Source organism: Erythrobacter sp. NE805, assembly GCF_046452355.1.
Lineage (GTDB): Bacteria > Pseudomonadota > Alphaproteobacteria > Sphingomonadales > Sphingomonadaceae > Erythrobacter.
Map to the genome: position 1 here is coordinate 609500 of NZ_JBKFDI010000001.1, position 26937 is coordinate 636436.

21 protein-coding genes and 2 pseudogenes are annotated in these 26937 nt (G+C 67.3%); 3 read left to right on the top strand and 20 right to left on the bottom strand.

Annotated elements, in window-relative coordinates; genetic code table 11:
- Window positions 1-96 precede the first annotated feature (96 nt).
- A pseudogene (locus tag ACLBKU_RS02775) lies at window positions 97-1890 on the top strand (cation:proton antiporter); the annotation flags it as partial.
- Window positions 1891-2103: 213 nt separating this feature from the next.
- A pseudogene (locus tag ACLBKU_RS02780) lies at window positions 2104-2481 on the top strand (OmpA family protein); the annotation flags it as partial.
- A 10-nt stretch (window positions 2482-2491) separates the two neighbouring features.
- Here ACLBKU_RS02780 and ACLBKU_RS02785 read toward each other — a convergent pair.
- The 14 genes from ACLBKU_RS02785 to ACLBKU_RS02850 form a co-directional block, all read right to left on the bottom strand.
- Window positions 2492-3001 (bottom strand): DUF421 domain-containing protein, encoded by a 510-nt coding sequence (locus tag ACLBKU_RS02785; protein ID WP_410178009.1) that lies wholly within the window; start codon window positions 2999-3001, stop codon window positions 2492-2494.
- Window positions 2998-4194, bottom strand: coding sequence for a cation:proton antiporter (locus ACLBKU_RS02790; RefSeq protein WP_410178010.1), 1197 nt, complete (start codon window positions 4192-4194; stop codon window positions 2998-3000). Before ACLBKU_RS02790 ends, ACLBKU_RS02785 begins: the two co-directional genes overlap by 4 nt.
- On the bottom strand, window positions 4191-4586 hold the full coding sequence (cyoD, locus tag ACLBKU_RS02795) for a cytochrome o ubiquinol oxidase subunit IV (RefSeq protein ID WP_410178011.1): 396 nt from the start codon (window positions 4584-4586) through the stop codon (window positions 4191-4193). Before cyoD ends, ACLBKU_RS02790 begins: the two co-directional genes overlap by 4 nt.
- Window positions 4583-5251, bottom strand: coding sequence for a cytochrome o ubiquinol oxidase subunit III (gene cyoC, locus ACLBKU_RS02800; RefSeq protein ID WP_410178012.1), 669 nt, complete (start codon window positions 5249-5251; stop codon window positions 4583-4585). Before cyoC ends, cyoD begins: the two co-directional genes overlap by 4 nt.
- The gene (locus tag ACLBKU_RS02805; protein ID WP_410178013.1) at window positions 5248-7230 is read right to left on the bottom strand and encodes a cbb3-type cytochrome c oxidase subunit I; all 1983 of its coding nucleotides are present in this window, start codon (window positions 7228-7230) and stop codon (window positions 5248-5250) included. The genes cyoC and ACLBKU_RS02805 overlap by 4 nt, the downstream gene beginning before the upstream one ends.
- The gene (cyoA, locus tag ACLBKU_RS02810; protein ID WP_410178014.1) at window positions 7227-8102 is read right to left on the bottom strand and encodes a ubiquinol oxidase subunit II; all 876 of its coding nucleotides are present in this window, start codon (window positions 8100-8102) and stop codon (window positions 7227-7229) included. Before cyoA ends, ACLBKU_RS02805 begins: the two co-directional genes overlap by 4 nt.
- The gene (locus ACLBKU_RS02815) at window positions 8099-9049 is read right to left on the bottom strand and encodes a cation diffusion facilitator family transporter (RefSeq protein ID WP_410178015.1); all 951 of its coding nucleotides are present in this window, start codon (window positions 9047-9049) and stop codon (window positions 8099-8101) included. Before ACLBKU_RS02815 ends, cyoA begins: the two co-directional genes overlap by 4 nt.
- Window positions 9050-9071: 22 nt before the next feature.
- Window positions 9072-11456 carry a membrane-bound PQQ-dependent dehydrogenase, glucose/quinate/shikimate family gene (locus tag ACLBKU_RS02820; RefSeq protein ID WP_410178016.1) on the bottom strand — a complete coding sequence of 795 codons (2385 nt, stop codon included), beginning with the start codon at window positions 11454-11456 and terminating at the stop codon, window positions 9072-9074.
- Between the two features lie 204 nt (window positions 11457-11660).
- On the bottom strand, window positions 11661-12320 hold the full coding sequence (locus ACLBKU_RS02825; protein ID WP_410178017.1) for a potassium channel family protein: 660 nt from the start codon (window positions 12318-12320) through the stop codon (window positions 11661-11663).
- Complete coding sequence (locus ACLBKU_RS02830) at window positions 12310-13638, bottom strand: TrkH family potassium uptake protein (RefSeq protein WP_410178018.1); 1329 nt, start codon at window positions 13636-13638, stop codon at window positions 12310-12312. Before ACLBKU_RS02830 ends, ACLBKU_RS02825 begins: the two co-directional genes overlap by 11 nt.
- Window positions 13639-13671: 33 nt before the next feature.
- A complete protein-coding gene (locus tag ACLBKU_RS02835; RefSeq protein WP_410178019.1) occupies window positions 13672-15072 on the bottom strand; it encodes a trehalose-6-phosphate synthase in 1401 nt (466 codons plus the stop codon).
- The gene (locus ACLBKU_RS02840; RefSeq protein ID WP_410178020.1) at window positions 15069-16865 is read right to left on the bottom strand and encodes a glycoside hydrolase family 15 protein; all 1797 of its coding nucleotides are present in this window, start codon (window positions 16863-16865) and stop codon (window positions 15069-15071) included. The genes ACLBKU_RS02835 and ACLBKU_RS02840 overlap by 4 nt, the downstream gene beginning before the upstream one ends.
- Window positions 16850-17593, bottom strand: coding sequence for a trehalose-phosphatase (gene otsB, locus ACLBKU_RS02845; RefSeq protein WP_410178021.1), 744 nt, complete (start codon window positions 17591-17593; stop codon window positions 16850-16852). The genes ACLBKU_RS02840 and otsB overlap by 16 nt, the downstream gene beginning before the upstream one ends.
- Complete coding sequence (locus tag ACLBKU_RS02850) at window positions 17594-19219, bottom strand: mechanosensitive ion channel family protein (protein ID WP_410178022.1); 1626 nt, start codon at window positions 19217-19219, stop codon at window positions 17594-17596.
- A gap of 483 nt (window positions 19220-19702) precedes the next feature.
- Here ACLBKU_RS02850 and ACLBKU_RS02855 point away from each other — a divergent pair, with 483 nt between their 5' ends.
- The gene (locus ACLBKU_RS02855) at window positions 19703-20740 is read left to right on the top strand and encodes a phosphoribosylglycinamide synthetase (RefSeq protein ID WP_410178023.1); all 1038 of its coding nucleotides are present in this window, start codon (window positions 19703-19705) and stop codon (window positions 20738-20740) included.
- Window positions 20741-20750: 10 nt separating this feature from the next.
- Here ACLBKU_RS02855 and ACLBKU_RS02860 read toward each other — a convergent pair whose 3' ends face one another.
- From ACLBKU_RS02860 to ACLBKU_RS02885, 6 genes are all read right to left on the bottom strand, one after another.
- Window positions 20751-21836: a hypothetical protein gene (locus ACLBKU_RS02860; RefSeq protein WP_410178024.1), complete on the bottom strand. Its 1086-nt coding sequence runs from the start codon at window positions 21834-21836 to the stop codon at window positions 20751-20753.
- Between the two features lie 4 nt (window positions 21837-21840).
- Window positions 21841-22884 (bottom strand): phosphotransferase, encoded by a 1044-nt coding sequence (locus ACLBKU_RS02865; protein ID WP_410178025.1) that lies wholly within the window; start codon window positions 22882-22884, stop codon window positions 21841-21843.
- A 74-nt stretch (window positions 22885-22958) separates the two neighbouring features.
- A complete protein-coding gene (locus ACLBKU_RS02870; protein ID WP_410178026.1) occupies window positions 22959-23936 on the bottom strand; it encodes a zinc transporter ZntB in 978 nt (325 codons plus the stop codon).
- Window positions 23937-23985: 49 nt separating this feature from the next.
- A complete protein-coding gene (locus ACLBKU_RS02875) occupies window positions 23986-25107 on the bottom strand; it encodes a cobalamin-independent methionine synthase II family protein (RefSeq protein ID WP_410178027.1) in 1122 nt (373 codons plus the stop codon).
- Window positions 25104-26126, bottom strand: coding sequence for a 5-methyltetrahydropteroyltriglutamate--homocysteine methyltransferase (locus ACLBKU_RS02880; RefSeq protein ID WP_410178028.1), 1023 nt, complete (start codon window positions 26124-26126; stop codon window positions 25104-25106). The genes ACLBKU_RS02875 and ACLBKU_RS02880 overlap by 4 nt, the downstream gene beginning before the upstream one ends.
- A 24-nt stretch (window positions 26127-26150) precedes the next feature.
- Window positions 26151-26918 (bottom strand): alpha/beta fold hydrolase, encoded by a 768-nt coding sequence (locus ACLBKU_RS02885; RefSeq protein ID WP_410178029.1) that lies wholly within the window; start codon window positions 26916-26918, stop codon window positions 26151-26153.
- Window positions 26919-26937 lie beyond the last annotated feature (19 nt).

Below are 26937 nucleotides of genomic sequence, written 5' to 3' on the forward strand. Positions count from 1 at the left end.
CGGCAGCAAGGGGGCATGATTGACACGGGAGAGGCTCGCGCCGGAATGCTTGACTGAACTCCGAGTTCAGGAGCGAAGAAAGGCAGGCTCTGGCCGATGCAGGAACAGGCAATCGTCATTGCCGCGGTCGGGGCGCTCGGCATAGGCGCTCAATGGCTCGCCTGGCGGACCAACCGTCCGGCGATCGTGCTGATGCTTGCCGCAGGTATTCTTGCCGGCCCCGTGCTCGGCATCTTCGATCCAGAGCATGCCTTCGGGGAACTTCTCGAGCCGATAGTGGCGATCGGCGTTGCGCTGGTCCTCTTCGAGGGCGGCCTCAGCCTCAACTTCCGCGAGCTGCGCGAGACGAGCGGCGCGGTATGGCGGATGGCGACCATCGGCGTGCTATTGGGATGGCTCCTCGGCGCCCTTGCGGCGCACTCGATCGCCGGGCTGGTGTGGCCGGTGGCGATCCTGTTCGGCGGTATCCTCGTCGTTACGGGTCCAACCGTCGTGATGCCCCTCCTGCGCCAAGCTTCGGTGCAGCGCCGCCCGGCCTCGCTCCTGAAGTGGGAGGCGATCGTCAACGATCCAACCGGCGCGCTGTGCGCGGTGATCGCCTACGAGTATTTTCGGCTCACCGCCGATGGTGCGACGTGGATCGCGATCTTCCCGCCGATGCTGCTGGCGGCGGTGCTGGCAGCGGTGCTCGGCTATGGCGCGGCGCGGTTGATCGCCTGGGCCTATCCACGCGGGGCTGTGCCCGAATACCTCAAGGTGCCAGTGCTGTTCGTCACGGTGATCACGCTGTTCGTGCTGACCAACCTCGTCGAGCACGAGGCAGGGCTGATCGCCGTCACCGTCATGGGCATCGCGCTCGCCAACATGAACGTGCAGTCGATGCGCTCGATCCACCCCTTCAAGGAGACGGTCGCGATCCTCACCGTCTCGGGCATTTTCGTGCTGCTCTCGGCCTCGCTCAAGTGGTCGGACCTTGCCTATCTCAATTGGCGCTTCGGCCTGTTCCTCGTGGCGCTTCTGTTCGTGGTCCGGCCGCTCACCGTGCTGCTCACGCTACTCGGGAGTGCGGTGCCATGGAAGGAGCGCCTGTTCGTCGCCTGGATCGCGCCGCGCGGGATCGTGCTGGTGGCGATCAGCGGCTTGTTTGCGCTGCGCCTCTCCGAGCTCGGCTACGCCGACGGCAACGTGTTGATCGGATTGAGCTTCGCGGTGGTCATCACCACGGTGCTGGCACACGGGTTCACCATCGACCTCGTCGCACGGTGGCTGGGCCTGAAGGGCGAGACGCGCCCCGGGTTGCTCCTGGTCGGCAGTTCACGCTGGAGTGTGGCGCTTGCCGAAATCATGAATGAACTCGGCACGCCGGTGATGGTGGTGGACTCAAGCTGGCAGCGCCTGGCCCTCGCTCGGAACAAGCAACTGCCATCCTATCACGGCGAAATACTCAACGAGGCGACAGAGCACAATCTCGACCTGTCGCCGTTCCAGGCGCTGGTCGCGGCGACCGAGAACGAAGCTTACAACACGCTCGTATGCAACGAGTTCGCGCACGAGGTCGGCCGGGATTCGGTCTATCAGCTTGGCGCGCCGGGTGACCATGACGACCGGCAGGCGTTGCCGGAGACGCTGCGCGGGCGCTCGCTGTTCCAGTCGGGATACGGGGTCAACGAAGTCAACGAGCGGCTCGATAAGGGCTGGCGACTGCGCAAGACCAGATTGTCCGACAGCTTCCTGTTCGAGGATGCCAAGGACGCTTTACCGGCGGCGTCGGACATGCTGCTGCTGCTCAAGTCGGATGGACGCATGCAATTCTTCACCCACGCACGGCGGCCCGAACCTGCGGCCGGCGACACCGTCATCAGTTTCGCACCTCCCAAAAAGTCGGCTCCGCTGAAGGCGGTCGGTGCCGAGGGAAGCATCAAGGTGATGGCCATGTTGATGGCGCTGACCGCTTTGGCGGGCTGTGACCGCCCGCAGCGCGAGGCGAGCGCGCCGCCGCCCCCGCAACCCAAGGCGACCTCCATCATGCGACCCGATCTCGCCAAGCCCGAGCCGAGCCCCGCCCCGCTTGCGCCAACCGAAGTGACTCTTCGCTTCGAGGAAAACGGCAGCAACCTGCCGGAGGCTGCCGAGAACGAATTGCGCAGCCTGTTGGCAAGTCCGCAGTTCGCCGCCGGAGCGCGGATCGCTATTGCCGGGCACACCGACTCGGTCGGCACCGACGTGGCCAACCTTGCCGTGGCCAAGAGGCGTGCGGAGGTCGTGAGCAAGTGGCTGACTGCGAACGGTGTCGCACCCGAGCGGATCGAGGTGATCGCGTTCGGTGAGCAGAACCCGGTTGCGCCAAACGCCCTGCCCGACGGTTCGCCCAATGAGGCGGGTCGGCGCGCCAACCGCCGCGTCGAGGTCCGGCTCGCGGTGCCCGACAGGCCCGAACCTTCCGACCGTCAGCCGACCCTTGCGGAGGAACTCGGCGAATGACCGCGCGCGGTCATCGCCTTACGCCCGTCAGGGTCGTCAGCGGCTCGGCGAAGCCACGGATGACGCTCAGGCTGCCATCGGTTTCCAGGACGACGGCTGCAACCTCCTCGCGCCGGCCGATACCGGCCGCTCTGATGGCGGCGTCGACCTCGTCCTCGGTGAGCCGCTCGTCCGCCATTGCCTGAAACAGGTATGCGCCGTCCTCCAGCAACAGGCGAGGCTGACTGCGCACGAGCTTTCTGAAACCCGGCCAGGCAACTGAAAGCCGCGCCACGATCCATTGCAACACGGCGAGCATCGCGAAGGCGGCAAGACCCTCGACAAAAGCGATGTCTGACTTCAGCAGGACGGTCGCGAGCGTTGATCCGAGCGCGACGGTGACCACCAGGTCGAAAGCATTCAGTTTGGCCAGAGCGCGTTTGCCTGCAAACCGCAGAACCGCAACGAGCGATCCATAGGCGAGCACCGAAATCACGAGGACCCGGATCAGTCCCTGCCAGTCATCGAAGAGCATCGTCATACCGCCGCCTCCCCTGCCGCAAGGCGCCAGCGCCTCAGGATGGTCGGGATCGTGAGGCCCTGGACGAGGATCGAGAATGCAACCACGCCGAACGCGAGGACGACAATCTGGCGATGCTCGGCAACCGATGCAGGCACCGACAGGGCGAGCGCAAGGGCAATGGCGCCGCGCAAACCGCCCCAGACGAGCACGTGCTGGTAGGTCGCTTGCAACCTCATCCGAGTGCCCCGAAACGGGAGAGAAAGAGGATACACCGCAAGCGCACGTCCCAGCAAGGTCAACGGGATGACCACCGCCAGCGCGCCCGAGAACAGTGCGATCGGCTGGTGCGCCTCATGGCTGCCGATCAGCAGGAACAGGAGCGAGTTGGCAAGAAAAGCCGCGAACTCCCAGAAATTGAGGACGTGCGGTCGGCCGTTTTCCGAAATCGCTCGCCTCCAGCCCTTGTTGCCGACGATGATCCCCGCCGTCAGCGCAGCGAACACGCCCGAGGCGCCGAGGTGCTCGGCCAGTAGGAAGCTGCCCCAGGCGACGACCGTGGTAAGGGTGACTTCGACGAGGTGATCCTCGGTCCGCCCGGCAATAGCCAGCACTGCGAAGGCGGCCACCGCGCCGCTCCCGATCCCGATGGCGACGGTCCAGCCGAGCGAAACCAGCGCCGCCTCGAAGGAGAGCCCCGCTCCACCCGCCAGCCCGAGGAGGATTGCGAAGCCCACCGCTGCGACGCCGTCATTGAGCAGGCTCTCGGATTCGACCACCATTGCGAGGCGCGGCTCGGCCTTCATCTCCTTGAAGGCCGCGATCACCGAAACCGGGTCGGTCGCGGCGATCAGCACCCCGAAGAAGGCCGCGCCGAGCCAGCTCCAGCCGAACACCCCAAAGAGGCCGGCGGCAACCACGGCAGCGGAGATGGCAACACCGCCGAAGGCGAGCGTCAGCGTCAGCGGCAGCTCGTCGCGGAAGCGCTGCCATGGCATTTGGAGCGCGGCCTCGAAGATCAGCGGCGGGAGGAAGAGGTTGAAGATGATCTCTCGCGAAAGCGGCAGGTCGCTGCCAAGCGGTGAGAGCGCGAGCGCAGCGCCCGCCACCACCAGCCCGGCGGTATAGGGCAGGCCGATGCGGCGGGACAGGATCGCCACCAGCGACGCCAACAGCAGCAACGCGCCGAAGGTGGTGATACCCGCCTCGTTCACGCAGCGCTCGCCATATCGGCCGCCATTGCTCCATGCGCAAGATGAGCCATGATCCAGATCGATCCGAAAAGGACAAGGGCGCAAACCATCACCCCGAATGCGAGCGCCAGCACGTTGTTGGTATTGTCCGGCCCCGTGGTGACGTGGAGAAAGAACACGAGGTGCACACCCATCTGGGCCACTGCCAGCACGATCAGGGCCATCGGCACTGCGGGTCCCCACACAAAATCGACGTCGAGCACAAGGAACGACATGCCCGTGAGTAGCGCCGCCAGCAGCAGCCCGCCGAGGTAGCTGGCGAGACCTCCGCCGAACTCGCGAGCGTTGAGTTGCTCGTCGCCCGGAGGCGCATCGGCGGTATCGCGCTCGCGGGACTCCGGCTCGGCGCTCATACGACCATTCCCAGCAGATAAACGACCGTGAAGATACCCACCCACACGATGTCGAGTGCGTGCCAGAACAGGCTGAAGCACATCAGCCGCCGCTCCGTCGCGGGGGAGAAGCCCTTGATTGCAAGCTGGGCCATCATCGTCCCCGCCCACAGCAGACCGACGGCGATATGGGCGCCGTGAAGACCGACCAAGGCGAAGAAGGCTGACAGAAATGCGCTGCGCTGCGGCCCGGCGCCTTGCGAGACGAGCGCGGCGAACTCCTGCACCTCCAGGGCGAGGAACACGGCGCCGAGCGCGCCGGTGACGATCAGCCAGCCCTGCGTTCGCACCATCGACCGGCGCTCCGCCGCGATGCTGGCAAGGCCGCAGGTGAAGCTCGACAGCAGCAGCGCAGCAGTCTGGAGGGCAAGCCGCGGCTGCTCGAACAGGTCGTGCGGACCCGGCCCGCCGGCCCGCTCGCCTGAGAGGACGGCGTAGGCGGCGAAGAAGGCGGCGAAGAGGATGATGTCGCTGAGCAAATAGATCCAGAAGCCGTAGCCGACGACGGTGCGCTTCGGCGCAGGGCCGCCCTCGCCCCGACCGCTCGCGTTCGCGGCGTCAGCGCGCTGCTGCCGGCGTCCGACGGCATAGGGATCGTCCTGGGCGGGCGCGGCCAGCGTGGTCATGCGATCTGCCTTCGATGCTGCCCCGCGATACGTGCGACCTCCGTGGCGGAGAACTCGTCATGGTTGTCCCCGCGCCAGGCGAAGGCGACGAATGCGGCGTAGGCGCCGACGCAGCCGAGTGCGGCGAGCCACCAGATCTGCCAGATCATCGCGAAGCCGATGGCGGTCGCGAAGAAGGCGGTGACGAACCCGGTGGCGCTGCCGCGGGGCATGGCGATAGTCTCGTAATCCTCGGACACCTGTTCCTGCTGGCTGGCGATCGCGCGCTTCTTGATCGTCCAGTAGGGCTCCTCGCCCCCTACGTCGGGCAGCACCGCGAAGTTGAACACGGGCGGTGGCGAGGGGGTCGCCCATTCGAGTGAGCGGCCATTCCAGGGATCGCCAGTGGTGTCTCGCAAGGCGTCACGGCGGCGGATGCTGACGACGAGCTGGACGATCTGCGCGGCGACGCCCGCGATCATCACGCCGACGCCGGCCACAGAGACGTAGAGCAGCGGCACCCATTCGGCGACCTCGACATGCTGGAGCCGCCGCGTCATGCCCTCCAGCCCCACGACGTAGAGCGCGCCGAACACGATGATGAACCCGGCGAGCGATAGCCAGAAGGCGCGTTTGCCCCACCGCTCGTCCAACGTGAAGCCGAAAGCCTTGGGGAACCAGAAGGTGTAGCCCGCGATCGCGCCGAACACCGTTCCCGAGACGATCACATTGTGGAAATGGGCGACCAGGAACATGCTGTTGTGCAGGATGAAGTCTGCGGCCGGCACGGCGAGCAGCACGCCAGTCATGCCGCCAATGATGAAGGTGAGGAGGAACCCCAGCGACCACAGCATCGGCGTCGGGAAGCGCAGCCGCCCGCCATACATGGTGAACAGCCAGTTGTAGATTTTCACCCCCGTCCCCACGGCGATGATGCTGGTCGCGATGCCGAAGGCGGCGTTGACGTTCGCGCCGGCGCCCATCGTGAAGAAGTGGTGCAGCCACACCATGAAGCTGACGAGAGTGATGAACAGCGTCGCCGCCACCATCGAACGATAGCCGAACAGCGGCTTCCCCGAGAAGGTGGAGATGACCTCCGAAAACACCCCGAAGGCGGGCAGGATCAGGATATAGACCTCGGGATGCCCCCACGCCCAGATGAGGTTCACGAACATCATCGGGTTGCCGCCCGCTTCGTTGGTGAAGAAGTGGAAGCCGAGATAGCGGTCGAGCGTCAGCATGGTCAGCGTCGCGGTCAGGATCGGAAAGGCGGCCACGATCAGCATGTTTGCACACAGGGCCGTCCAGCAGAACATTGGCATCCGCAGATAGCTCATTCCGGGTGCGCGGGTCTTGATGATCGTGGTGACGAGGTTGATCCCCGACATCAGTGTGCCGACGCCGGCGATCTGGATCGCCCAGAGGTAGTAATCGACACCCACTCCGGGCGAGTATGTCCGCTCGCTGAGCGGGGCATAGGGGAGCCAGCCGGTCTGCGCGAACTCGCCGATCACGAGACTGAGATTGACCAGCAGCGCGCCGCTCGCGGTCAGCCAGAAGCTCGTCGAGTTGAGGGTCGGGAAAGCGACGTCACGCACCCCCAGTTGCAGCGGGACGACGAAGTTCATCAGCCCGACCATGAAAGGCATCGCGCCGAAGAAAATCATGATCGTTCCATGCGCGGAGAATATCTGGTCAAAGTGTGCCGGTGGCAGATAGCCGCTCCCACCACCCACGGTCATCGCCTGATGGGTGCGCATCATGATTGCGTCGATGAAGCCGCGGATCAGCATCGCGAGAGCGAGCACGACATACATGACGCCGATGCGCTTGTGGTCAACCGAGGTGATCCATTCGCGCCACAGGTAGGGCCAGTGCCCCTTTACCGTCACCCAGCCGAGCACCCCGAGCATCGCCAGCATGACGCCGCCCGCCGCCACCAGCGGGATCGGCTGGTCGATGGGGATCGCCGACCAGTCCAGTTTGCCGAAGAGGTTCATCCGGGCACCTGCCGTCCGCCTTCGGCTTGCCGCGGGCCGTCTGCGGGCGGTATCCGCTGCGTGACGATGTCGGCGAAAAGGCCCGGCGCAACCGATCCGAAGGCGAGGACTTGCGGCGCGGTGCCCTGCCGCGCGAGATCGCGGTAGGTGGCAGCGTCGAGCCGGCCGCCGGTGCCGCGCGCCTGAGCCGCCCAGCTGGCGAAGGCGACGGGCGGCACGGCATCGACGGTGAAGTGCATGTCGGCAAATCCGTCCCCGCTGTAATGCGAGGACTGGCCGTAATATCGCCCGGCCCGGTCGGCGCGCAGATGGAGATCGGTCTCCATCCCGTTCATGGCGTAGATCATGCTGCCGAGACGGGGCACGAAGAAAGCGTTCATCACGCTTGCCGAAGTGAGCCGGAAGCGCACCGCACGCCCCGCTGGGATGACGACGTGATTGACCGTGGCAATCCCTTGGTCGGGGTAGATGAAGAGCCACTTCCAATCGAGGGCAACGACTTGCACCTCCACCGTCTCCGCCTGCGGTGCCAAGGGTGCGGCCGGGTCGAGCCGGTGACTGCCGATCCAGATAACGCCCGCAAGGAAGAGGATCACGAGCAAGGGGATCGACCAGACGACGAGCTCGATCCGGCCCGAAAACACGAACTCGGGACGATAGGTCGCCCGCGCGTTTCCGGCACGGAACCACCAAGCGAAAGCTACGATGGCAATCATTGTCGGCACGACGATCGCGAGCATGATGACGAGCGCGCTCATCAGGCTTGCCCGATTGCCATGCGCAACGGGACCTGCGGGATCGAGCACGCTGACTGTGCTGCACCCGCTCGCCAGCCACACGGCGAAACAGACGAGGAGAGAGCGCGCAATCATCCTCCCGCCTTGCGCTGCGCCGCCATCTCTCCGAGTGGCACCGCGTCCGCCCGCTTCTCCGGGCGCAGATAGATTGACGACAGCTCGGTAAACTCGGCTTTGAGTGCGGCTTCGATCCGCTCGATTAGCGCCTCGCCCTCGCCCATCGTCAGTCGGTCGTCTAAGTCGGCGCTGATCGCCACGAACACCGCGTCGGGCGCCGTATGAATCGTTCGCACGTGATTGACCGCATCGATGCCGGGGGTGAGGGCGACCAGCTCGCGCACCCGCGCGACCACCCGGTGGTCGGCACCCTCCCCGATCAGAAGCCCCTTCGCCTCGCGCGCGAGCAGGACGGCGACAGCCGCGAGCACCGCTCCGATCGCCAGCGAAGCAATGCCGTCTATCCGCGGATCGCCGAAGGCATGGCTTGCCCACACGCCCACTGCGGCGATGACAAGGCCCGCGATCGCGGCCGAGTCCTCGAACAGGACGATGAAGGTCGCCGGGTCCTTCGACGAGCGGATCGCCTCCCACCAGCTCTCGTCGCCTTTCGCGCTTGCGAACTCGCGCAGCGCGATGCTCCAGGAAGTGCCTTCGAGCAGGAAGGCGACGCCGAGCACGGCATAGTTCCAGGTCGGGTCCTTCAGCGGCTCGGGCGCGCGGATGTGCAGCCAGCCTTCGTAGGCGGAAATGCCAGCGCCCAGCGCGAAGATCAGGATCGCGACGACGAAGGCCCAGAAGTAGAGCTCGCGCCCGTAGCCGAAGGGGTGCCTCACGTCGGGCGGTCGCTTGGCGCGGTGCTGGCCGAACAGCAGCAGCACCTGGTTGCCGGTATCCACCAGCGAGTGGAATCCTTCCGAGATCATCGAGGAGGACCCGGTAAAGCTCGCCGCCACGAACTTCGCCACCGCGATCCCGAGGTTCGCGAACAGCGCCCCGAACAGCACGATGTTCTCGCGGATCATCGCCGTGCCTCTTCGCGAGGGGTCACGGCAGCGCGTAGGCGATCACTTCGTCGCCGACCGGCGTTTCCATGAAGTGATGCCCGCCCGCATAGATCACGAGATATTGCTTGCCGCCGACCGAATAGGTCATCGGCGTCGCCTGCCCGCCTGCCGGGAGCACGTCGCTCCACAGCTCCTTGCCGGTGGCAAGATCGATCGCGCGGATCAGGTTGTCGGTCGAGGCGGCGATGAAGATCAGTCCGCTCGCCGTGACAACCGCGCCGCCGTTGTTGGGCGTGCCGATGGTGACGGGCAGCATCGAGGGAATGCCGAAAGGCCCGTTGGTGCGCGCTTCGCCAAATGGGCGGTCCCAGATCGTCTTGCCTGTGGCCATGTCGATCGCGCGGATGCCGCCATAGGGCGGCTGCTTGCACAGCAGGCCCGTGAAAGGCAGCCGCCAGCCGGCATTGACGTCGATCGCGTAGGGCGTGTTCGCCTGCGGGTCGCCCGCACCCTCAACCCCGCCAATCTTGCCGCGGGCCTGATTGCGCGGAGCAAGGCCCATCTCGCGCGCCTTCTCGCGCGGGATCAGCCGGACGTAGTTGGGCATGTCGTTGTAATTGGCGACAATGACCCCGCGGCGCGGATCGATTGCAATCCCGCCCCAGTCGGTCCCGCCGTTGTAGCCCGGGTATTCGACCGAGCGCCGGTCGGCGGTCGGCGGGGTGAAAAAGCCCTTGTAGGAGGCCTGGCGGAACTGGATGCGGCAGATCATCTGGTCGATCGGGCTCATCCCCCACATGTCGCGCTCGGTCAGCGGCGGCTGGCGGAGGGTGTGCCACAGCGAGACCGGCTGGGTGGGGCTGCGCTCGGCCGGCTCGACCCCGCCCTGCGGCGCCTTGATTGCGCCCACCGGGGTAAGCGGCTCCCCGGTCGCGCGGTCGAGCACGTAGATGTCGCCCTGCTTGGACGGCAGCACCAGCGCGGGCGTGCCCTTGTAGTCGACGAGTGTCGCCTGCGCGCCGAAGTCGTAGTCCCACACGTCCTTGTGCACCGCCTGGAACCGCCAGCGCGGTTTGCCGGTGGTGACATCAAGCGCGACCAGCGAGGTGGCGTAGAAGTTCTCGGGGGGGCGGCGCTTGCCCGACCAGTAGTCGGCCGCCGCATTGCCCATTGGAAGGTAGACGAGGCCGAGTGCCTCGTCGCCGCTGGCGATAGTCCACATATTGGGCGTCCCGCGCGCCCACGTCTGTCCATCGGGCGGGTATCCGTCCCAGTCCGGGTGCATCATGTCCCAGGCCCAGCGCAGCTTGCCAGTTACCGCATCGAAGCCGCGGATCACGCCCGATGGCTCCCAGCGATCCTGCCCGTCGAGCACCTGGTGCCCGGTGACAACCACGCCGCGCACGATCGTCGGGGGCGAGTTGATCGAGACATAGCCCGGCGGCGTATCGCCCATGCCGATCTTGGTATCGACCTCGCCATTGGTGCCGAACCCGCCGCAGCGCGCGCCGGACCTCGCATCGATCGCGAACAGGCGCGCGTCGAGCGTCCCGAAGATGATCCGCGTCGCGCAAGGGCTGTCGGCGGGCGCGTCGGGCACGGCGTAGTAGCCCACCCCCCGGCAGGCCGCCGTGTAGGGGATCGCCTCGTCGGGCACCCGTGGGTCGAAGCGCCAGCGCTCGCGCCCCGTCGCAGGATCGAGCGCGATGACGATGTTCTTGGGGGTGCAGACGTAGAGCGTGTCGCCGACCTTCAGCGGCGTGTTCTCCGCACCGTAGGTGCCCTCGGCGCGGGGCGACGGCAGATCGCCGGTGTGGGTGAGCCAGGCGCGGTGGAGCTGGCCGACGTTGGCCGGCGTGATCTGTCCCAGCGGCGAGAAGCGGCGCGCGCTGTAGCTGCCGCCATAGGCCGGCCAATCGGCACCGGCCGTCATCAGCGCGAGATCGGTCGCAGCGCGGGCGAGCGGTGGCAATCCGCCGGCGGCCTCCGTCCTGCGATCCTTGGCAACGAACCCGGCAAATAGCGCGGCCACGACCAGCACGCCGAGGCCCGCGCCGATCGACCAGCGCCAGCGATGCGCGGCATCGGTCAAGGTCGGGATCACCAGCAGCACCGCAATCAGCAGGACCAGCGGCGCGACAACCCGCGGCACAAGCGCCCATCCGTCCACGCCCACTTCGGCGAAGGCCCAGATCACCGTGGCGACGAAAATGCCCATGTAGAGCCATGCCCCCCATGCGCTGCCCCGCCAAAGCAACACGCCCGAAGCCACCATCGCGATGCCGGTGACGACATAGTAGGGTGATCCGCCAAGTGCCGCGAGCCACACCCCCCCGACGCCCAGCACGGCTCCGATCAGGGTTATGATCGCGCCAAGTATGCGGGCGGCAAGGCGGGCGGATTGGGGATGTTGGTGCGGTGTCATTGATCTTCCCGGCGCTGCTGAGCCACTGGCCGTGCGGCCGAATGGCGGCATCGCCTGAAGGCACCCGGTGCGGGCAGGCAGGCGAAACCAAGGGGAGTCGCGGCTGGCCGCGACGCACGATGGGCGCAAGCCTAGGCGTCCGGCGGTCCGCCCGAAGTCACCTCGATCAGCCTCCTAAGGTAACCCACCGCGATCGAGCAGCATTCATATCGCCGAGAACCGTTCGATGTCCCTGATCCGACCAGATACCACCAGCTCGTCACCAGGAAAGATCAGGGTGTCGGGCACCGCATGGATGAAATTCTCGCCGGTGCGTTTCACACCCACCACCGTGACGTTGTATTTGGCGCGGCACGCGCTGGTGATGAGCGGCAAGCCGACGATCGGCTCAGGGGCGCACAACCGCGCGATCGCGAACTCGTCGTCGAAGGCGATGAAGTCGAGCAGCCGTTCGTTAAGAAGATGGGCCACGCGCTCACCCATTCGCTGCTCGGGGAAGACAACGTGGGTCGCACCGATGCGTTCGAGAATGCGCGCATGCCTCTGGTTGGTGGCTTTGGCCCAGATGTTGGTAAGGCCGAGTTCGGCAAGCGCGAGGACGGTCAGCACGCTCGCCTCGATGTCGCTACCGATCGCCACGACCGCCGCCTCGAAGTCTGCAACGCCGAGCTGGTGCAGCACGGCGCCATCGGTGCTGTCGGCCTCGACCACCTTGGTAAGCTCGTTCGCATGAGCCTGGACGCGCTGCGCGTCCATATCGATCCCGAGCACCTCGGTGCCCATGTTGCGCAAGGTCAGCGCGACCGCGCCACCGAAGCGGCCCAGGCCAACGACAACCACGGGCCTGCGTTTGTTACCCGACAATGACTGTCTCCTTGGGAAAGCGGTAGGGACGTGGAGGCCGTCCCACCGCCAGCGCGGTGGCGACGGTGATGGTTCCCACCCGGCCGACGAACATGAGCATTATGATCGCCACCTGCGCGCCCGGCGGCAGTTCGGCGGTAATGCCGGTCGAGAGCCCGACGGTCGCGAATGCGGAGATGCACTCGAACAGGATGTCGGGGAGCGGCAGATCGCTCACCGCGGCAATAAAGGTCGTCGCGGCAAACACCATAGTGGCCGCGAGGACCGTGACCGTGAGCGCCTGGCGTTCGACATCGCTGCCAAAGCGGCGGTTGAACAGCCCTGAGTCGCGGCGGCCAAGGATTTCGGACAAGACGATGGCGAAGAGCACGATGAAGGTCGTTACCTTGATGCCCCCCGCTGTCCCGGCACTGCCGCCACCGACGAACATCAGCAAGTAGTTGACCATCAGCGTCTCGTGCCGGAAGGTGCCGACATCGAGGCTGTTGAAGCCAGCCGTGCGCGGCATCGCGGAATGGAACGCGGCATTGAGCAGCTTGGCACCCCATCCCATCGGTCCGAGCGTTGCCGGGTTGTCCCATTCCATGGCAAGGATCGCCGCGCAGCCGAGCGCCAGCAACGCGGCCGACCCGGCCACCGTCATCTTGCTGTGCAATGACCAGCGCCGCCAATCCGCGCCCTTGTCGTGGAGGTCCTGCATCACCGGAAAACCGAGTGCGCCGATGACCACCGCCAGCATCACCGGGCCGAGCACGAACGGATCGAACTGATAGCCGACAAGGCCATCCGCGTTGATCGAGAAGCCAGCGTTGTTGAACGCGCTAACGGCGTGGAAGACGGCATGCCACAGCGCCTCGGCTGGCGTCATGCCGTAGGCGAGAATGAAACGCAGCGCGAGAACCGCAGCCGCGACGGTTTCAACGACGACCGTGATGACAAAAACGAGCTTGAGGACCGAAAGCGCATCGTCTGTATCCAGCCGGCCGCGTTCGACCTGAGTCGCCATGCGGTCGTTGAGGCCAAAACCGCGACCGGCGATGAGGCCGAGCAGCGTTGCAGCGGTCATGATGCCGAGCCCGCCGATCTGAAACATCAGCAGGATAAACACTTGGCCGACAGGGGACCAGTAGCTCCCGGTATCGACCACCACGAGCCCAGTGACAGCGACGGCAGAGGTCGCGGTGAAGAGCGCGGTCAGCAGCGGGGCTCCGGTGCCATTGGCGGTGGAGATGGGCAGGCAGAGAACAAACGTGCCGAGGGCGATAGCCAGCAGAAACAGGCTAGGCACCAGCCGCATCGGATTGCGAAGGGGTTTCACCGGACGCCGTTATCCCTTGTTCCGGCAGTGGTTCTATCTGCTCGCTGCAAGATCCTCGCAGAAGCGGCGGGTCCACTCCTGCACCGTGTCCTCGCGGATCGTGCCGACCATGGCCTCATAGCGAGACTTGCGCTCGCTCAAGGGCATGTCGAGTGCGAGACGGATCGCCTGCGAAATGTCGTCCGGGCTGTAGGAGTTGACCAGCAATGCACCCTGCTCTTCGGCGCCCAGCTGCTGCGAAGCGCCGGCGAAGCGGGACAGGATGAGCACGCCCGGGTCCTCGGGGTCCTGCGCTGCGACATATTCCTTGGCCACCAGATTCATCCCGTCCCTGAGCGGGGTTACCAGCCCTATCTTGGCCGCGCGGAAGAAGCCGAACAGCTCGGCGTGCGAGTAGCCGCGGTTGACGTAGCGGATCGGCACCAGATCGACCTCGCTGCGCGCGCCGTTGATCTGCCCGGCCTTCTGTTCGAGCAGCGCGCGGATGTCCTGGTAGCTTTTCACGTCCTCGCGGCTGGGTGGCGCGATCTGGATGAAGACGAGGTCGCGCACCCGGTCCGGGTGCTGGTCGAAAAAGCGGGCGATGCCGTCGATCCTCTCGGGCAAGCCCTTGGAATAATCAAGGCGATCGACGCCGATCATGGCGGTGCGGTCTCGGGTCGAGGAGCGCAGGCGCTGCTCGGCAATGCGCGCCTCCTCGGTGCGGCCCTGCGTCTGAAAGTGCTCCCAGTCTATGCCGATGGGATAGGTGCGGGCGATGACGGTCTTGCCCTCGAAGCGAATCGTGCCGGTCGCGTCATCCGCCTCCGCGCCCAGTTCCTCGCGGCAGTAGTGAAGGAAGCTCTCGCGCCACTCACCGGTCTGGAAGCCAATCAGGTCGTAGGCGAGCAGCGAGCGGACCAGTTCCTCGTGGTCGGGGAGCGAGACGAACAGGCGTGTCGGCGGCCACGGGATGTGGAGGAAGAAGCCGACGCGATTGGCGATGCCGAGGGCGCGCAGCCGTTCGCCGAGCGGGAGCAGGTGATAGTCATGCACCCACACGAGATCCTCGGGCTCGATCAGCGGCGTGACGCTTTCGGCGAAGTGCTGGTTGACCCGCTCGTAGCCCTTGGCGGTCTCCACCTCGTAGCGGGTGAGGTCGAGGCGGTAGTGGAACAGCGGCCACAGCGTCGCGTTGGCGTAGCCGTTATAGTATTCCTCAACGTCGCGGGGCGAGAGGTCGATCGTCGCAGTGGTCACCCCGTCCGCACGCCGCAGCTGCATGGTGCCCACAGACTCCTCCTCCTCGCTCTCCTGCCCCGACCAGCCGAACCAGATCCCGCCGTGGTCCTTGAGCGCAGCGGTCAGCGCACCGGCGAGCCCACCCTGCGCCCCGGTGACGCCGCGCGCATCCGGGGTGGCGACGCGGTTCGAGATGACGATGAGGCGGCTCACCGCACGTCTCTCCACGGCTTGGACAGAAGTCCCGCGCAGTTGATGACACCGACCAGCGAATAGGTCTGCGGGAAGTTGCCCCACAGCTCGCCCGTGACATAGTCGAGGTCTTCGCTAAGCAGGCCCGAGGCGGTGCGGTGGCTGAGCATCGTGGCGAACAGCCCGCGCGCCTCGTCGCTGCGGCCGACGAGGTGGAGCGCCTCGATCAGCCAGAAGGTGCAGACGTTGAAAGCGGTCTCGGGCATGCCGAAATCGTCCTCTGCGGCATAGCGCAGCATGAAATCGCCCCGCCTGAGTTGCTTCTCGATGGCGGCGAAGGTCGCAAGGAAACGCGGATTGTCGGGGGCGAGGAACCTGAGTTCGATCATCTGGAGCAGGCTCGCGTCGAGATAACCGCTCTCGAAGCTTGCGCCGTAATGCTCACCGTTCTCGACCCAGGCAGCGCTCTCGATCCGCGCGCGGATCGCCTCGGCGCGGGCCCGCCACATATCCGCACGCTCGGGCTTGCCGAGCCAGTCGGCGGCCATCGCCAAGCGATCACACGCCGCCCAGCCCATCACCGCAGAATAGGTGTGCACCTCCTTGCGGGTGCGGAACTCCCACAGCCCGGCGTCGGGCTGGTCGTGCATGGCGAAGGCCATCTCGCCCACTTCTTCGAGGCTCGCGAAATCGCGCTCGTCGGCCATGCGCAAGAGGCGCTGGTCGATGAACCCCTGCACCGTCGGCAGCACGATCTGGCCGTAGCAATCGTGCTGGACCTGGAGATAGGCGGCGTTGCCGATCCGCACTGGCCCCATGCCGCGATAGCCGGCGAGTGCGGGGGCAGCGGTCTCATGCAATTCGGCATCGCCCATGACGGAGTAGAGCGGCTGGATCTGCCCGCCCTTCGCCGCGTCGACGATGTTCCTGAGATAGGCGAGATACTTCTCGAGCACGTCCAATGCGCCCAGCCGGTTCAGCGCCTGCACGGTGTAGTAGGAATCGCGAATCCAGCAGTAGCGGTAGTCCCAGTTCCGCTGCGAGTGCGGCGCTTCGGGGATCGAGGTGGTGAGCGCGGCGACGATTGCGCCGGTCTCCTCGTGCTGGCACAGCTTCAGGGTGATGGCGCAGCGGATCACCTCGGCCTGCCACTCGAAGGGGGTGGCAAGGCCCCGCACCCAGCGCTGCCAGTAGCCGCTCGTTGCCTGCTCCATGCGGCGCACCTCGCCCCGCAGCGGGCCGTCGAAAGGCTCATCGGGGCCGAGGAAGAAGTGCAGGTCCTGCTCGATCCTGAAGGGACGCCCTTCCAGGATGTATCCGACCGGCGCATCGGTGGTCAGCCGCAGGGTTTCGGGGCCGAGAAGGTAGCGGATGTGGTTGGTGCCGCGGGTGGTTTCGGCCGGCGCCGCGCCGTAGTCGCGCATCGGCGTAAGCACCATGCGGATGCGCGGAGAGCCGGCAACGGGCCGCACGATGCGCCCGATCGCGACGGGGCGATACATCCGGCCCTTGCCCTCGTGACGCGGGCAGAAGTCAAGCACCTCGACCGCGCTCCCGTCCTCCGCCTCAAGCCGGGTGAGCAGGATGGGTGTGTTGCGAATATACTCCTGCGTCGCGCTCACCTGCCCGACAAGATCGATCCGCCATGTGCCGCGGTCGCGCTCCTCGCCGTTCATCAGCGCGCAGAACACCGGGTCGCCGTCCACGCGTGGGATGCACGACCACACGATTCCCCCCTGCCGGTCGATCAGCGCGCTGATCTGGCAATTGCCGATCGGCCAGAGTTCGAGGTCGGGGATCACAGGCCGAGCCATGCGTGCACCTCTTCCACCGTGCCCAAGGCGTAGCTGGCACCCGTCGCGGCACGCTCGCCGACGGCGATTCCGAAGCCGCCCAGCGCCTCGCTGGCAGCAAAGCCATCCTCATCGGTGATGTCGTCGCCGATGAAGATCGGCATCGACCCTGCGAAGGGCGGTCTGGTGGCGAGAAGGCGCACCGCACCGCCCTTATTTGCGCCCGGCCAGGCCAGTTCGATCACGCACTTGCCGGGTTTGGCGACAAGACCATGCTCCGCTGCAAGCGCCTCGGCGAAAGCGCGGGCTTTCGCCCCGTCTTCAGGTTGCGAGCGATAATGCAGTGCGGCGCCGTGCGCCTTTGGCTCGTGGAGCAGGCCGTGCTCCCCCGCGAAGTGGGCGAGCGCACGGGTCACCGGCATTGGCAGGACGCGAGCAATGGAAAGCGGTTCTCCTTCAGGCGAGCGCACGTCGGCTCCGTGCGATCCGGCCCAGTGAATCGCTATCGGGCCAATGAACCGCTGCAAGTCCGAGACACTCCTGCCCGACACGATAGCGAACGCGCCATCCAGCCGCTCGGCCAAGGCTTCGAGCCGCTGCGGCAAGGCCGGCGGCACGACTATGGCGTCGGGCCTATTGGCAATCGGCACGATTGTTCCGTCGAAGTCGCAGAGCAGCGCGACGCGCCCGCGGGTCTGCAACTGCGCAAGCGGCGGCGGGGGCAGGATCGGGCCTCGGCGCTGAAGCATCTACGCCTCCACTTCCTCGGCGGGCTGCGGAGAAGCGGCGGCGTTTTCCGGCCGCAGGTAAATCGTCCGCGACGGGAAGGCGATCGGCAGGCCCGCCTCGTCCAGCCGTTCAAGGATCGCTAGCAGCAGCTCCTGCCGGATGCCGAGGCTCTCGGCGAAGTCGGGAACGGTGATGTAGGTGAAGACCTCGATGTCGAGCGAGCTCGCCCCGAAGTTCGCCAGCTTCACGCGGCGCGGGTCCTCGGACACATGGGGGTGCTCGGCGAGGACCGCCTCGATAATCCCGATACCGTCGCGCAGCCGCGCGGCGGAGATGCCGTATTCGAGGCCGATCACCGGGTTGAAGAGATACCGGTCGCGCTGTGAGTAGTTCTCGATCTGCCGCGCGGCGAAGTCGCCGTTGGGGATGGTGACGACGGTGCGCTCGTTGGTGCGGATGCGGGTCGAGCGCATGCCGATGTCCTCGACAGTGCCGAGCACGTCACCGACCCGGCAGAAATCGCCGACCTGAATCGGCCGGTCGGCGACCACGGTGACGCTGCCGACGAGGTTCTCGACCGTCTTCTGCGCGCCCAACGCCAGCGCAATCCCGCCGATGCCGAGCGCCGCGATCCCGGTGGTGATGTCCACGCCGATGGTGTTGAGGATGGCGATGAACGCCATCGCCGCGAGGATCAGCTTGATCGCGCGGCGCGCGAGGGTCACCGCCGATGCGGCCTGCCGCCGCTCGTGTGAACCGAGCCTGCGCGTAAGCCGCGCAGCAACCGCATCGACCATGCGGATCGCGAACCAAGCCAGCGCCACCCAGGCGAATACCCCGACATAGCGCAGCATCGTCTGCCGGGCGACGATCGCGACCGGCAAGTCGTTGCCCCAGATGCGGAAGGCGATCACGGCGAGGAACAGACTGAGCGGCGGCAGCGCGGCGTGGAGGAACTGGAAGGGGCCGCTTGCATCGGGGTCACTCTGGAGCCGCCTCAGCCCGGCGAGGACCAGCCACGATAGCAGCCAGAATGCGCCGAAGGTGACCACTAGTAGCCCGGCGAGCAGTCCCCAATCCCTGAGCGGCGCCCCGAGGACGAGAAACTCTTCTTCAGGCGACACGGTGGCATCGAGATCCCTCGGCTGCGCCTTCAAGGCGGCCAGCGTTTCGCCGGAAACTCGCCAGATCGAAGGCTGCGACCCGGCGCTATCACCTTCAACGCTTTCCGGGCTGGAGCGGACCAGCAGGATCGGGGTCTGGCCCTCGCCGCCCAGCGTCCCCACCCGCTCCACATCGAGCGGTAGACCGTCGTTCAGCCTTCCCGCCGGATCGTTCGACAGTTCGGCGAAGGGCGTGAGGGTGCCCCCTGCGTCAAGCGAGGTCTGGAGCGCCCGCGCCTGCTCGGCGATGCGGGCGGAATCATCATCCTCCGATGCGAAATAGTGGCTGGCAAGCAGGTAGTTCCGCTCCGCCAGTGCCTTGATCAATCCCGCCACAGTGGAGCGGGGCGTTTCCCGATCGAACGGGTCTTTCGCTGCCTGTGTGGTTCCTTGTGGTTCGCCAAGCGGGAGTTGCGCCGATGAGGTTCCGGGGAAGGCAGCGAACAAGACAAGCAGGGCAATCAGTGAGGCAGGCACGCGCATGCGCAGGAATACCGCTTTCGCGTGTCAAATGTTCCATCGCCCCCTGGCAAAAGGTCCGCCCTGCGCGACAACGATGATACCCGTGGAGCCCTCTGGGGGCTCTTGTGCGGTTTACACCCGGGCGGTATCTGTTTGATTCTATTGGCGTCCAAAAAAGCTGGTTTACAGCCAATATCGCAGATTTGCGCGATTGTCGTAAGCTTGGGAAGCTTCTGCTCTACCATTGAGCTACACCCGCATCGCTTTGCGCAACGCGAGGGCGCCCCTTGCCATGGAGAGGCGCGCGCGGTCAACACCCCTTCGCCCGGTCCGCGGGACCTTTCACGCCGACGGAGCCGCTGGGGCGAGTGGCGTGCCCTCTCGCCAGGACCGCTCCGCGGCCCGGCTCGCAGCAAAGCCTATTGTCAACCGATCCTGTTGAGATTAGGATGACACCATCGATGCATACCCGGCCTCGGATTGCGGCAAGCCTAGAGGCCACACGTGTATCACCATTCCCCCGAGGCGCTGCGCGCCCGCAACGCGCGCCGAACCCTGCGGATCCTGCTGCTCGCCAAACACGCCCGGAGCGACGGCGCGCTCGATCCGGTCGACGGCAACCACGCCGTCTACCACCACGAGCTGCGCACCACGCTCGAGAACCTCGGCTATCTCGTCACGGCGGCGAACAACTATGACGCGCTCTACGAGCGGCCCGACGTCGATTTCGTCATCCCGCTGCTCAACCGCGCGGGCTTCACGCATAGCGAGATGCTCGCCCCGCTGCTGCTGACGCGCGCCGGCATTCCCTTCCTCGGCGCCGCGCCGATCATCCGCGGGCTGACCGACAACAAGCACCTCACCAAGATCGTCGCGCGCTCGCACGGGGTGCCGACGGCGGACTGGAAGTTCTTTCCGCGCACCAGCACGGACACCGCGCCCCCGCCCTTCGCCCGCGAGGGCAAGCTGGTCGTCAAGCCCAACGCCTCCTCCGCCTCGTGGGGCGTGAAGGTCTGCGACGACTGGCGCGAGGCGATCGACCATGTCCGCTGGCTGCACGAGCGGGCGCACGACGCGCTGGTGGAGCGCTGGCATCCCCTGATCGACATCGCGGTGCCGGTGATCGGCGGGGAGACGGGCAAGCCGTGGATCCTGCCGCCGATGGCCTACCAGCCCGAAGATCCGACCCGCGTGCGGTCCTACGAGGAGAAGCGCGGGCTGGTGCCGACCGACGCGCTCGACCCGCTCTTCCCGGTGGAGGACCCGGGGCTCGTCCAGCGCCTCAAGGACGCGGTCGCGCCGCTCCTCAGGGAGTTCTGGCCCTTCGACTACGGCCGCTTCGAGTTCCGCTTCGATCCCGCGACCGGCGCCATCGCCTTCATCGAGGTCAACCTGTCGTGCAACCTCTGGTCGAAGAAGACGATCTCGCGCTCGGCGCGGCTGGTCGGGCTGTCGCACGAGCAACTGGTCGACACCATCGTCCGCCACAGCCTCGGCCGCCAGCGCGTGATCGCCGCGCCCCAGCCGCTCGCAGTCTACTGAACCGGCGGAGTCAGTCGCGTCCCGCGAGACCCCTGAGGCCGAGCGGGGCGTAGTCGCCGATTGCGAGCTGCTCGAAGACGCCGAGCCCCGCCTCGCCGCCTGCGCCTTCGACGCGGCAAAGCATCTGGACATGGAGGTTGTCGGGCCGCGCGGGGTCGATGGCGGCGAGGTCGATGTCCTCGCGCTCGACCTTCAGCGGGCCGTGGTCGAGGCCGTGGCCCCACTTGGGCGAGGTGTAGCCGAGGCCGCGCATCTGGAAGCGGCTGAGCGGCACGAGGCGGAAGCGCTCCTTGCCGACCTGGAGCTCGCTCGCGGCCGGCCAGCGGGTGCCCGGGCCAAGCGCCGTCGTCATCTGCGGGGCGTGGAACTCGGTCGCGCCCTCGGCCCCTGCGCCGTCGGGAACGATTACCGCGCGGGTGTTCCAGGGGGTGCCCTCGGCATCGGCGTTGAGGTGGAAGAAGAGGCTGCGGTCCGGCAGGTTGACCGGGGTCCATTGCCAGAAGAACTGCGGCACCGCGCGCCCCGCGAACTGCGGGTCCGCCGCGCCGATCGGCCGCACGCCCCAGCTGCGGTCGCGGGTGCCGGGGCTTGCCGCAGGGAGCGTCTCTCGCGCGCCGTCGACCTCCACCCAGCCCGCGTAATGCCCGTTCTGGGTGAGGCGGGTGTAGTCCATCACCGTGCGCGGGCCGACGCGCCAGGTGAAGCGCGGCTCTTCGATCGGGAAGGCGCGCCCGGTGAAGGTGAGGTCGGCGGCGACGCCCTCGCCATCCACCACCACCCGCAGCCGCCGGAGCGGCTCGACCACCTCGATGCGGATCGGCCCGCAGGCGAGGTCCATGCGCTCCATGCCGAGCTTGCGGCTCGCGTGGAGGCAGTGCTGGACGCTTGCCCCGTCTTTGGCCCTCACCACGCAGAAATGCGCGTCGGCGACGTCGAGGTGGGGGTAGATCCCGAAGGCGGCCGCGAAGAAGGTGCCGCCGTCGGGCGCATAGCCGTTGAAGAAGTAGCGGTCGTAGAAATTGCGGTCCGTGCCCGCATAGGCGACCGGATCGGGGGTCTGGTGGATGGGGAAGTCGTCCCCGCGGCTCAGCACCATTGCGTCATCCTTCCCTGAGCAAGTCGAGCGCGCCGTGCTCGAGGGCGAGGGCGCAGGCGCCGCGCGCCATCGACAGGAAATTCGCGTCGCCCCGCTCGGTGCGGACGACAAAGGCGGCGCTGAACACCGCGGTCGAGACCCCGTGGAGCGCCCCCGTCACGTAGTCGCGCCACACGCCCTTGCGGGTGAGCGGCACGCCGCGGGCGGTCATCTCGGCGCAGTAGAGGTCGAGGAGCTCGCCCTCGTGCGCGCGGCGCAGCTCGTTGCCGATCCCGCAGCCGAGGAGATAGCCGATGTCGGTGAGCCCATTGCCGAGCGTCAGCGTCTGCCAGTCGAGCACCGCGATCTCTTCCGCCCCGCCCCTGATGTCGAACAGCAGGTTGTCGAGGCGGAAGTCGCCGTGGACGAGGCTGACCGGCGCGCTGCGGCGCTCCGTCGCGGCGTTGAGCGCGGCGAATTCCTCGCACAGCGCCATGTATTCGGGCTCGAGAACCCCGGCATAGCGCTCGCGGAAGATCGCCTGCGCCTGGGGGTAAAGCGCCCTGACCTGCGCGGCGGCGGCGGGGTCGGGCTGGAGCCAGTCGCGGCCGAGCATCGCCGCATTCCCCCAGCTCGGGGCATGGAGCGCGGCGGCCTGGCTGACCGCCGCCCGCGCGTCGGCGAGCGAGCAGCCGGCGATCTGGTCGCCCCCGCGCGCCGGGCCCAGATCCTCGAAGATCAGGCAGAAACTCGCCCCGTCCTCGGCCATCGCGGCGTAGTGGACCTGCGGCGTGCGCACCGGCAAGTGCGGGGCAATCTCGCGGTAGAAGCGCACTTCCTTCGCATAGAGCCCGAGCATCGCCGCCGTGCCGCGGCTGGTCGGATCGGCGGCGGCGAACTTGCCGGCGAGGGTCATGGTCTCCCCCGGGAAGCGAAGCGTGAAGCGCACCGAATCCCCCACCTGCCCGGTGCCGATCTTCTCGTGAGACCAGCGCTCGGGCACGCGGCCCAGCACCTCGCCCCACCACGCCGCCCCGATCGCTTCGGGCCGCGCCGGAAATGCGCTCATCCTGTCCTCTCCCGCGCCAAGGGATAGGGGCCAAGCGGCCCGCGGGGCAATGGCCTTATTGAGAGGGGGGCGGCTCAGTCCTCGAGCCAGTGGCGCCACGCGAACCAGCCCGCCACCGCCGCGCCGACCAGCACGCAGAACCCCACCACCCCCCAGAAGGCCCAGGGCTCCTTCGCCGCCGGAATGCCCTCGACATTCATCCCGAGCAGCCCGGTGATGAAGGTCAGCGGCAGGAAGATGAAGGCCACCACCGCGATCGCGAGGCTGCGCTGGTCGATCATCTCGGCGCGCAGGTCGGTGAGCTGTTCGTGGAGCAGCGCCGCCCGCTCGCGCACCGCCTCCAGTTCCTCGGCCATGCGCGCGAAGCGGTCCGCCGCCTCGCGCAGGTGCATCCGGTCCTCCTTGGCGATCCACTCGAACTCGAGCTGCGCCATCGCCGCGAGCGCATCGCGGTCGGGCGCGACGAAGCGGCGCAGCACGATCGACTGCGAGCGGATCCACGCGATCTTGCGCCTGAGCTCGTAGACGTTCCCGCCGTCGAGCATCCCCTCGCAATCGTCGAGGCTGTCGCCGAGGTCGGCGACCTCGGGGTCGAGCGCGGTGCTGATCGCCTGCGCGAGAAAGGCCACGAAATCGCCGCCGTCGGTCAGCTTGCCGGCGCGCATCGCCCTCTCGACTTTGGGGAGCGCCGCCATGCGGTGACGGCTCGCCGAGGTGACGCGGTGGCCTTCCACCCACAGGCGGATCGAGACGAGGCCGTCCGAATCCTCCATCGCCTCGGCCGCCGGCCCGCGCAGGTTGATGAGCGCGGCATCGTCGACCTCGTCGCAGCGCGGCCGGGTCTCGCTCGCGAGGAGGGCGTTCTTCGCCATCGGCGGGACGTATTCGGGGATCTCCGTCCCCTCGCGCTGGCCGTGGCCGACGCCCTCGGCGTGGAGCCACACGAAGCCCGGCCCGGCATAACCCGCGACAGCCTCGGGCGGAATCTCGCTGACCGTGCCGTTCTCGACGAGCAGCGCCTTGTGGCTGACCGGGCGTGTCTTCGCGTCCATCGCCGCCGAGGTTAGCCGCGCTTGGGCGGGCGCGGCAAGCGCGGGCTTGTCAGAAATAGCGCTCCGAGGCGATCGCCGCCCCTTCGGCGAGCGCGGCGAGCTTGGCCCAGACGATCTCGGGATCGAGGCTGTTCGACCCCGCATGGACCGAGAAGCCGCAATCGACCCCCGCCATCACCCGCTCGCGGCCCAGGAGGTCGGCATAGCGGCCGATGCGCTGGGCGATGAGCTCGGGGTGCTCGATATAGGGCGACTGCGGCTCGACCATGCCGGGGCACAGGATCTTGTCCTCGGGCAGCGGGTGGTCGGCGAAGAAGGCGAATTCGTGCGCGTGGCGGGGGTTGGCGCCCTCGAGCAGAACGGTGCGCGGCTTGGCGGTCCAGACGATGTCGGCGATCTCGCCCAGCGCCACGTCGCAGTGGTGCGGCCCCGGATAGTTGCCCCAGCACAGGTGCATCCTGAGCTGCTCGGGGGGAATGTTCTGCACCGCATGATTGAGCGCGGCGATGTTCATGCCGATGCGCTTGCGGAATTCCTCCGTCGAGAGGTGCGTGAACTGCACGTGGCGGCCCATCGCGAGGTCGGGGCAGTCGACTTGCAGCGTGATCCCGGCCGCCGCGATGGTCTCGTATTCGTGGCGCAGCCCCTCGGCGAGGGCGAAGACATATTCCTCGTCGCTCGCATAGAACTGGTTGGGGAAGAACAGCGCGGTGACGCCGGGGCTGGCGGCGGACATGAAGGTCGCGTGGCCATTCGCCAGCCTGACGAGGCGCTCCGCGTCGATCCGGGGCGCTTCCATGTCGATGACGGTAATGGGCGCGGTGCAGGCGGGGGCGGAGCGCTTGGCGCGGCCCTTGTTGCCGAAGACCTGCGCCTTGGCCCCGGGGAAGGCCTCGAGGTCGGCGAATTCATATTGCCCCGCCTCGCCCCCGAAGCCCGAGAGCCGGTGCTTGATATAGGTCGCGTAGGAGGGTTTCGACTGCTCGCCGTCGTTGACGATGCTCACCCCCGCCTCGATCTGGCGGCGGATGACATAAGCGGTCGCCTCCTCGACTGCGGCGTCGAAGGCCTCCTCCGAGACGGCCTCCCCGCCTTCGCGCGCAAAGACGAGGTCGAGCAGCGCCTCTGGTCGCGGCAGGCTGCCGACATGGGTGGTGAGGAAGCCGCTCACGACAATTCCCCGCGCACGATCGCCGCGCCGTCGGCCATCGCCTTCATCTTCCCGAACGCGACCTCGCGCGGCAGGTATTTCAGGCCGCAATCGGGCGCGATCACCAGCCGTTCGGGCGCGATGTGCGGCAGCGCCCGGCGGATGCGCGCGGCGACCTCCTCGGGAGTTTCGACCTCGTGGGTCGACAGGTCGAGCACGCCGAGGATCACCGTCTTGCCGGTCAGGCTTTCGAGCACGCTGCAATCGAGCCTGGACTGCGCGGTCTCGATCGAGATCTGCTGCACCGGCGATCCGGCCAGCTCGGGCAGGAAATTGTAGCCCTGCGGCCGCTCGTGGATCAGCGCGGCATAGCCGAAGCAGATGTGCAGCGCGGTGCGCCCCTCGACCCCGTCGAACGCGGTCTCGAGCGCGGCGAGCCCGTATTCGCGCGCCTTTTCGGGCCGCGCCTGCATATAGGGCTCGTCGATCTGGACGATATCGGCCCCGGCGGCGAACAGGTCCTTGATCTCGGCATTGACCGCGACCGCGTAATCCTGCGCCATCTCGGCCTCGTGCTTGTAGAAGTCGTTCTGCGCCTGCTGGGCCATGGTGAAGGGGCCGGGCACGGTGATCTTGATCATCCGGTCGGTGTTCGCGCGCAGGAATGCGACGTCGCGGGTTTCGACCGCGTGCTTGCGCCGGATCTTTCCGACGACGCGCGGGACCGGATTGGGCTCGCCGCTCCGGTCGAGGGCAATGCCGGGATTGTCGAGATCGACACCCTCGAGCGCGGTGGCGAAGCGGTTCGAGTAGCTCTCGCGCCGCATCTCGCCATCGGTGATGATGTCGAGCCCGGCGCGTTCCTGATCGCGGATCGCCAGCAGGGTGGCATCGTCGAAGGCTTCCTCGCGGTAGGCCAGATCGACCCGCCACAGCTCGGTTGCGCGCACGCGCGGCGGGAAGCGGCCCTTCAGCTTCTCCTTGTCGATCAGCCAGTCGGGTTGGGCGTAGGAACCCACGAGCGAGGTCGGTAGCAGCATCGGTCTCTCTCCTTCTCGAAAAGTTCAGCGTGGGCTCGGCGCGGATCCGGGCAGGACGTCGCGAATGATGCGGTTGAATGCTTGCGGATTGTCGAGATTGGCGAGGTGGCCGGCACCGGGCACCTCGGCGTGCGCCCCGCGCGGCGCGAGCGCGCCGAGCGCCCGCGCGCATTCGCGCCGCCACGGCGTGTCGTGCTCGCCTGCGAGCGCCAGAACCGGCATCGCGAGGCCCGCGAGCGCCTCGCGCGGCAGGCCGGGGGCCTCGGAGGGCGCAAGCAGGTCGCGCCCGTCATAATGGCCAAGCATTTCGGCGGCGAGCGCGGCGGCCTCTGGCGAGCGCGTCTGCATCAGCGGGTGGCGGCCCCACGCGGCCCGCAGCCCCGCGACGTCGCCGCAGGCGGCGAGCGCCCGCAGAGCCTCGAGGTCGATCACCTCGTCGCGCGGCACCAGCGCCGGGAGCGGCGCGCCCGCGACGATGAGCGCCGTCACCCGCTCCCCGAGCCGCCGCGCCGCATCGAGCGCGACCAGCGCGCCCTGCGACAGGCCGACGAGAGCGAAACGCTCGAGCCCGAGCGCGTCGGCGATGGCGATGACGTCCTCGGCCTCGCGCGCAAGGTCGGGCGGGGCGGTGGCGCGCCCGTGGCCGCGCCGGTCGGGCATGACGAGCAGGTGGCGGTCCGCGAGGCCCTCCACCTGCGGCGCCCACATTCGGTGGTCGAGCGTCCAGCCGTGGAGCAGGATGACCGGCGGCCCCTCCCCGGCACAGGTGATGGGAAGGCGGCCGCCTGCCACGGCCACCTCCCCATGCCGC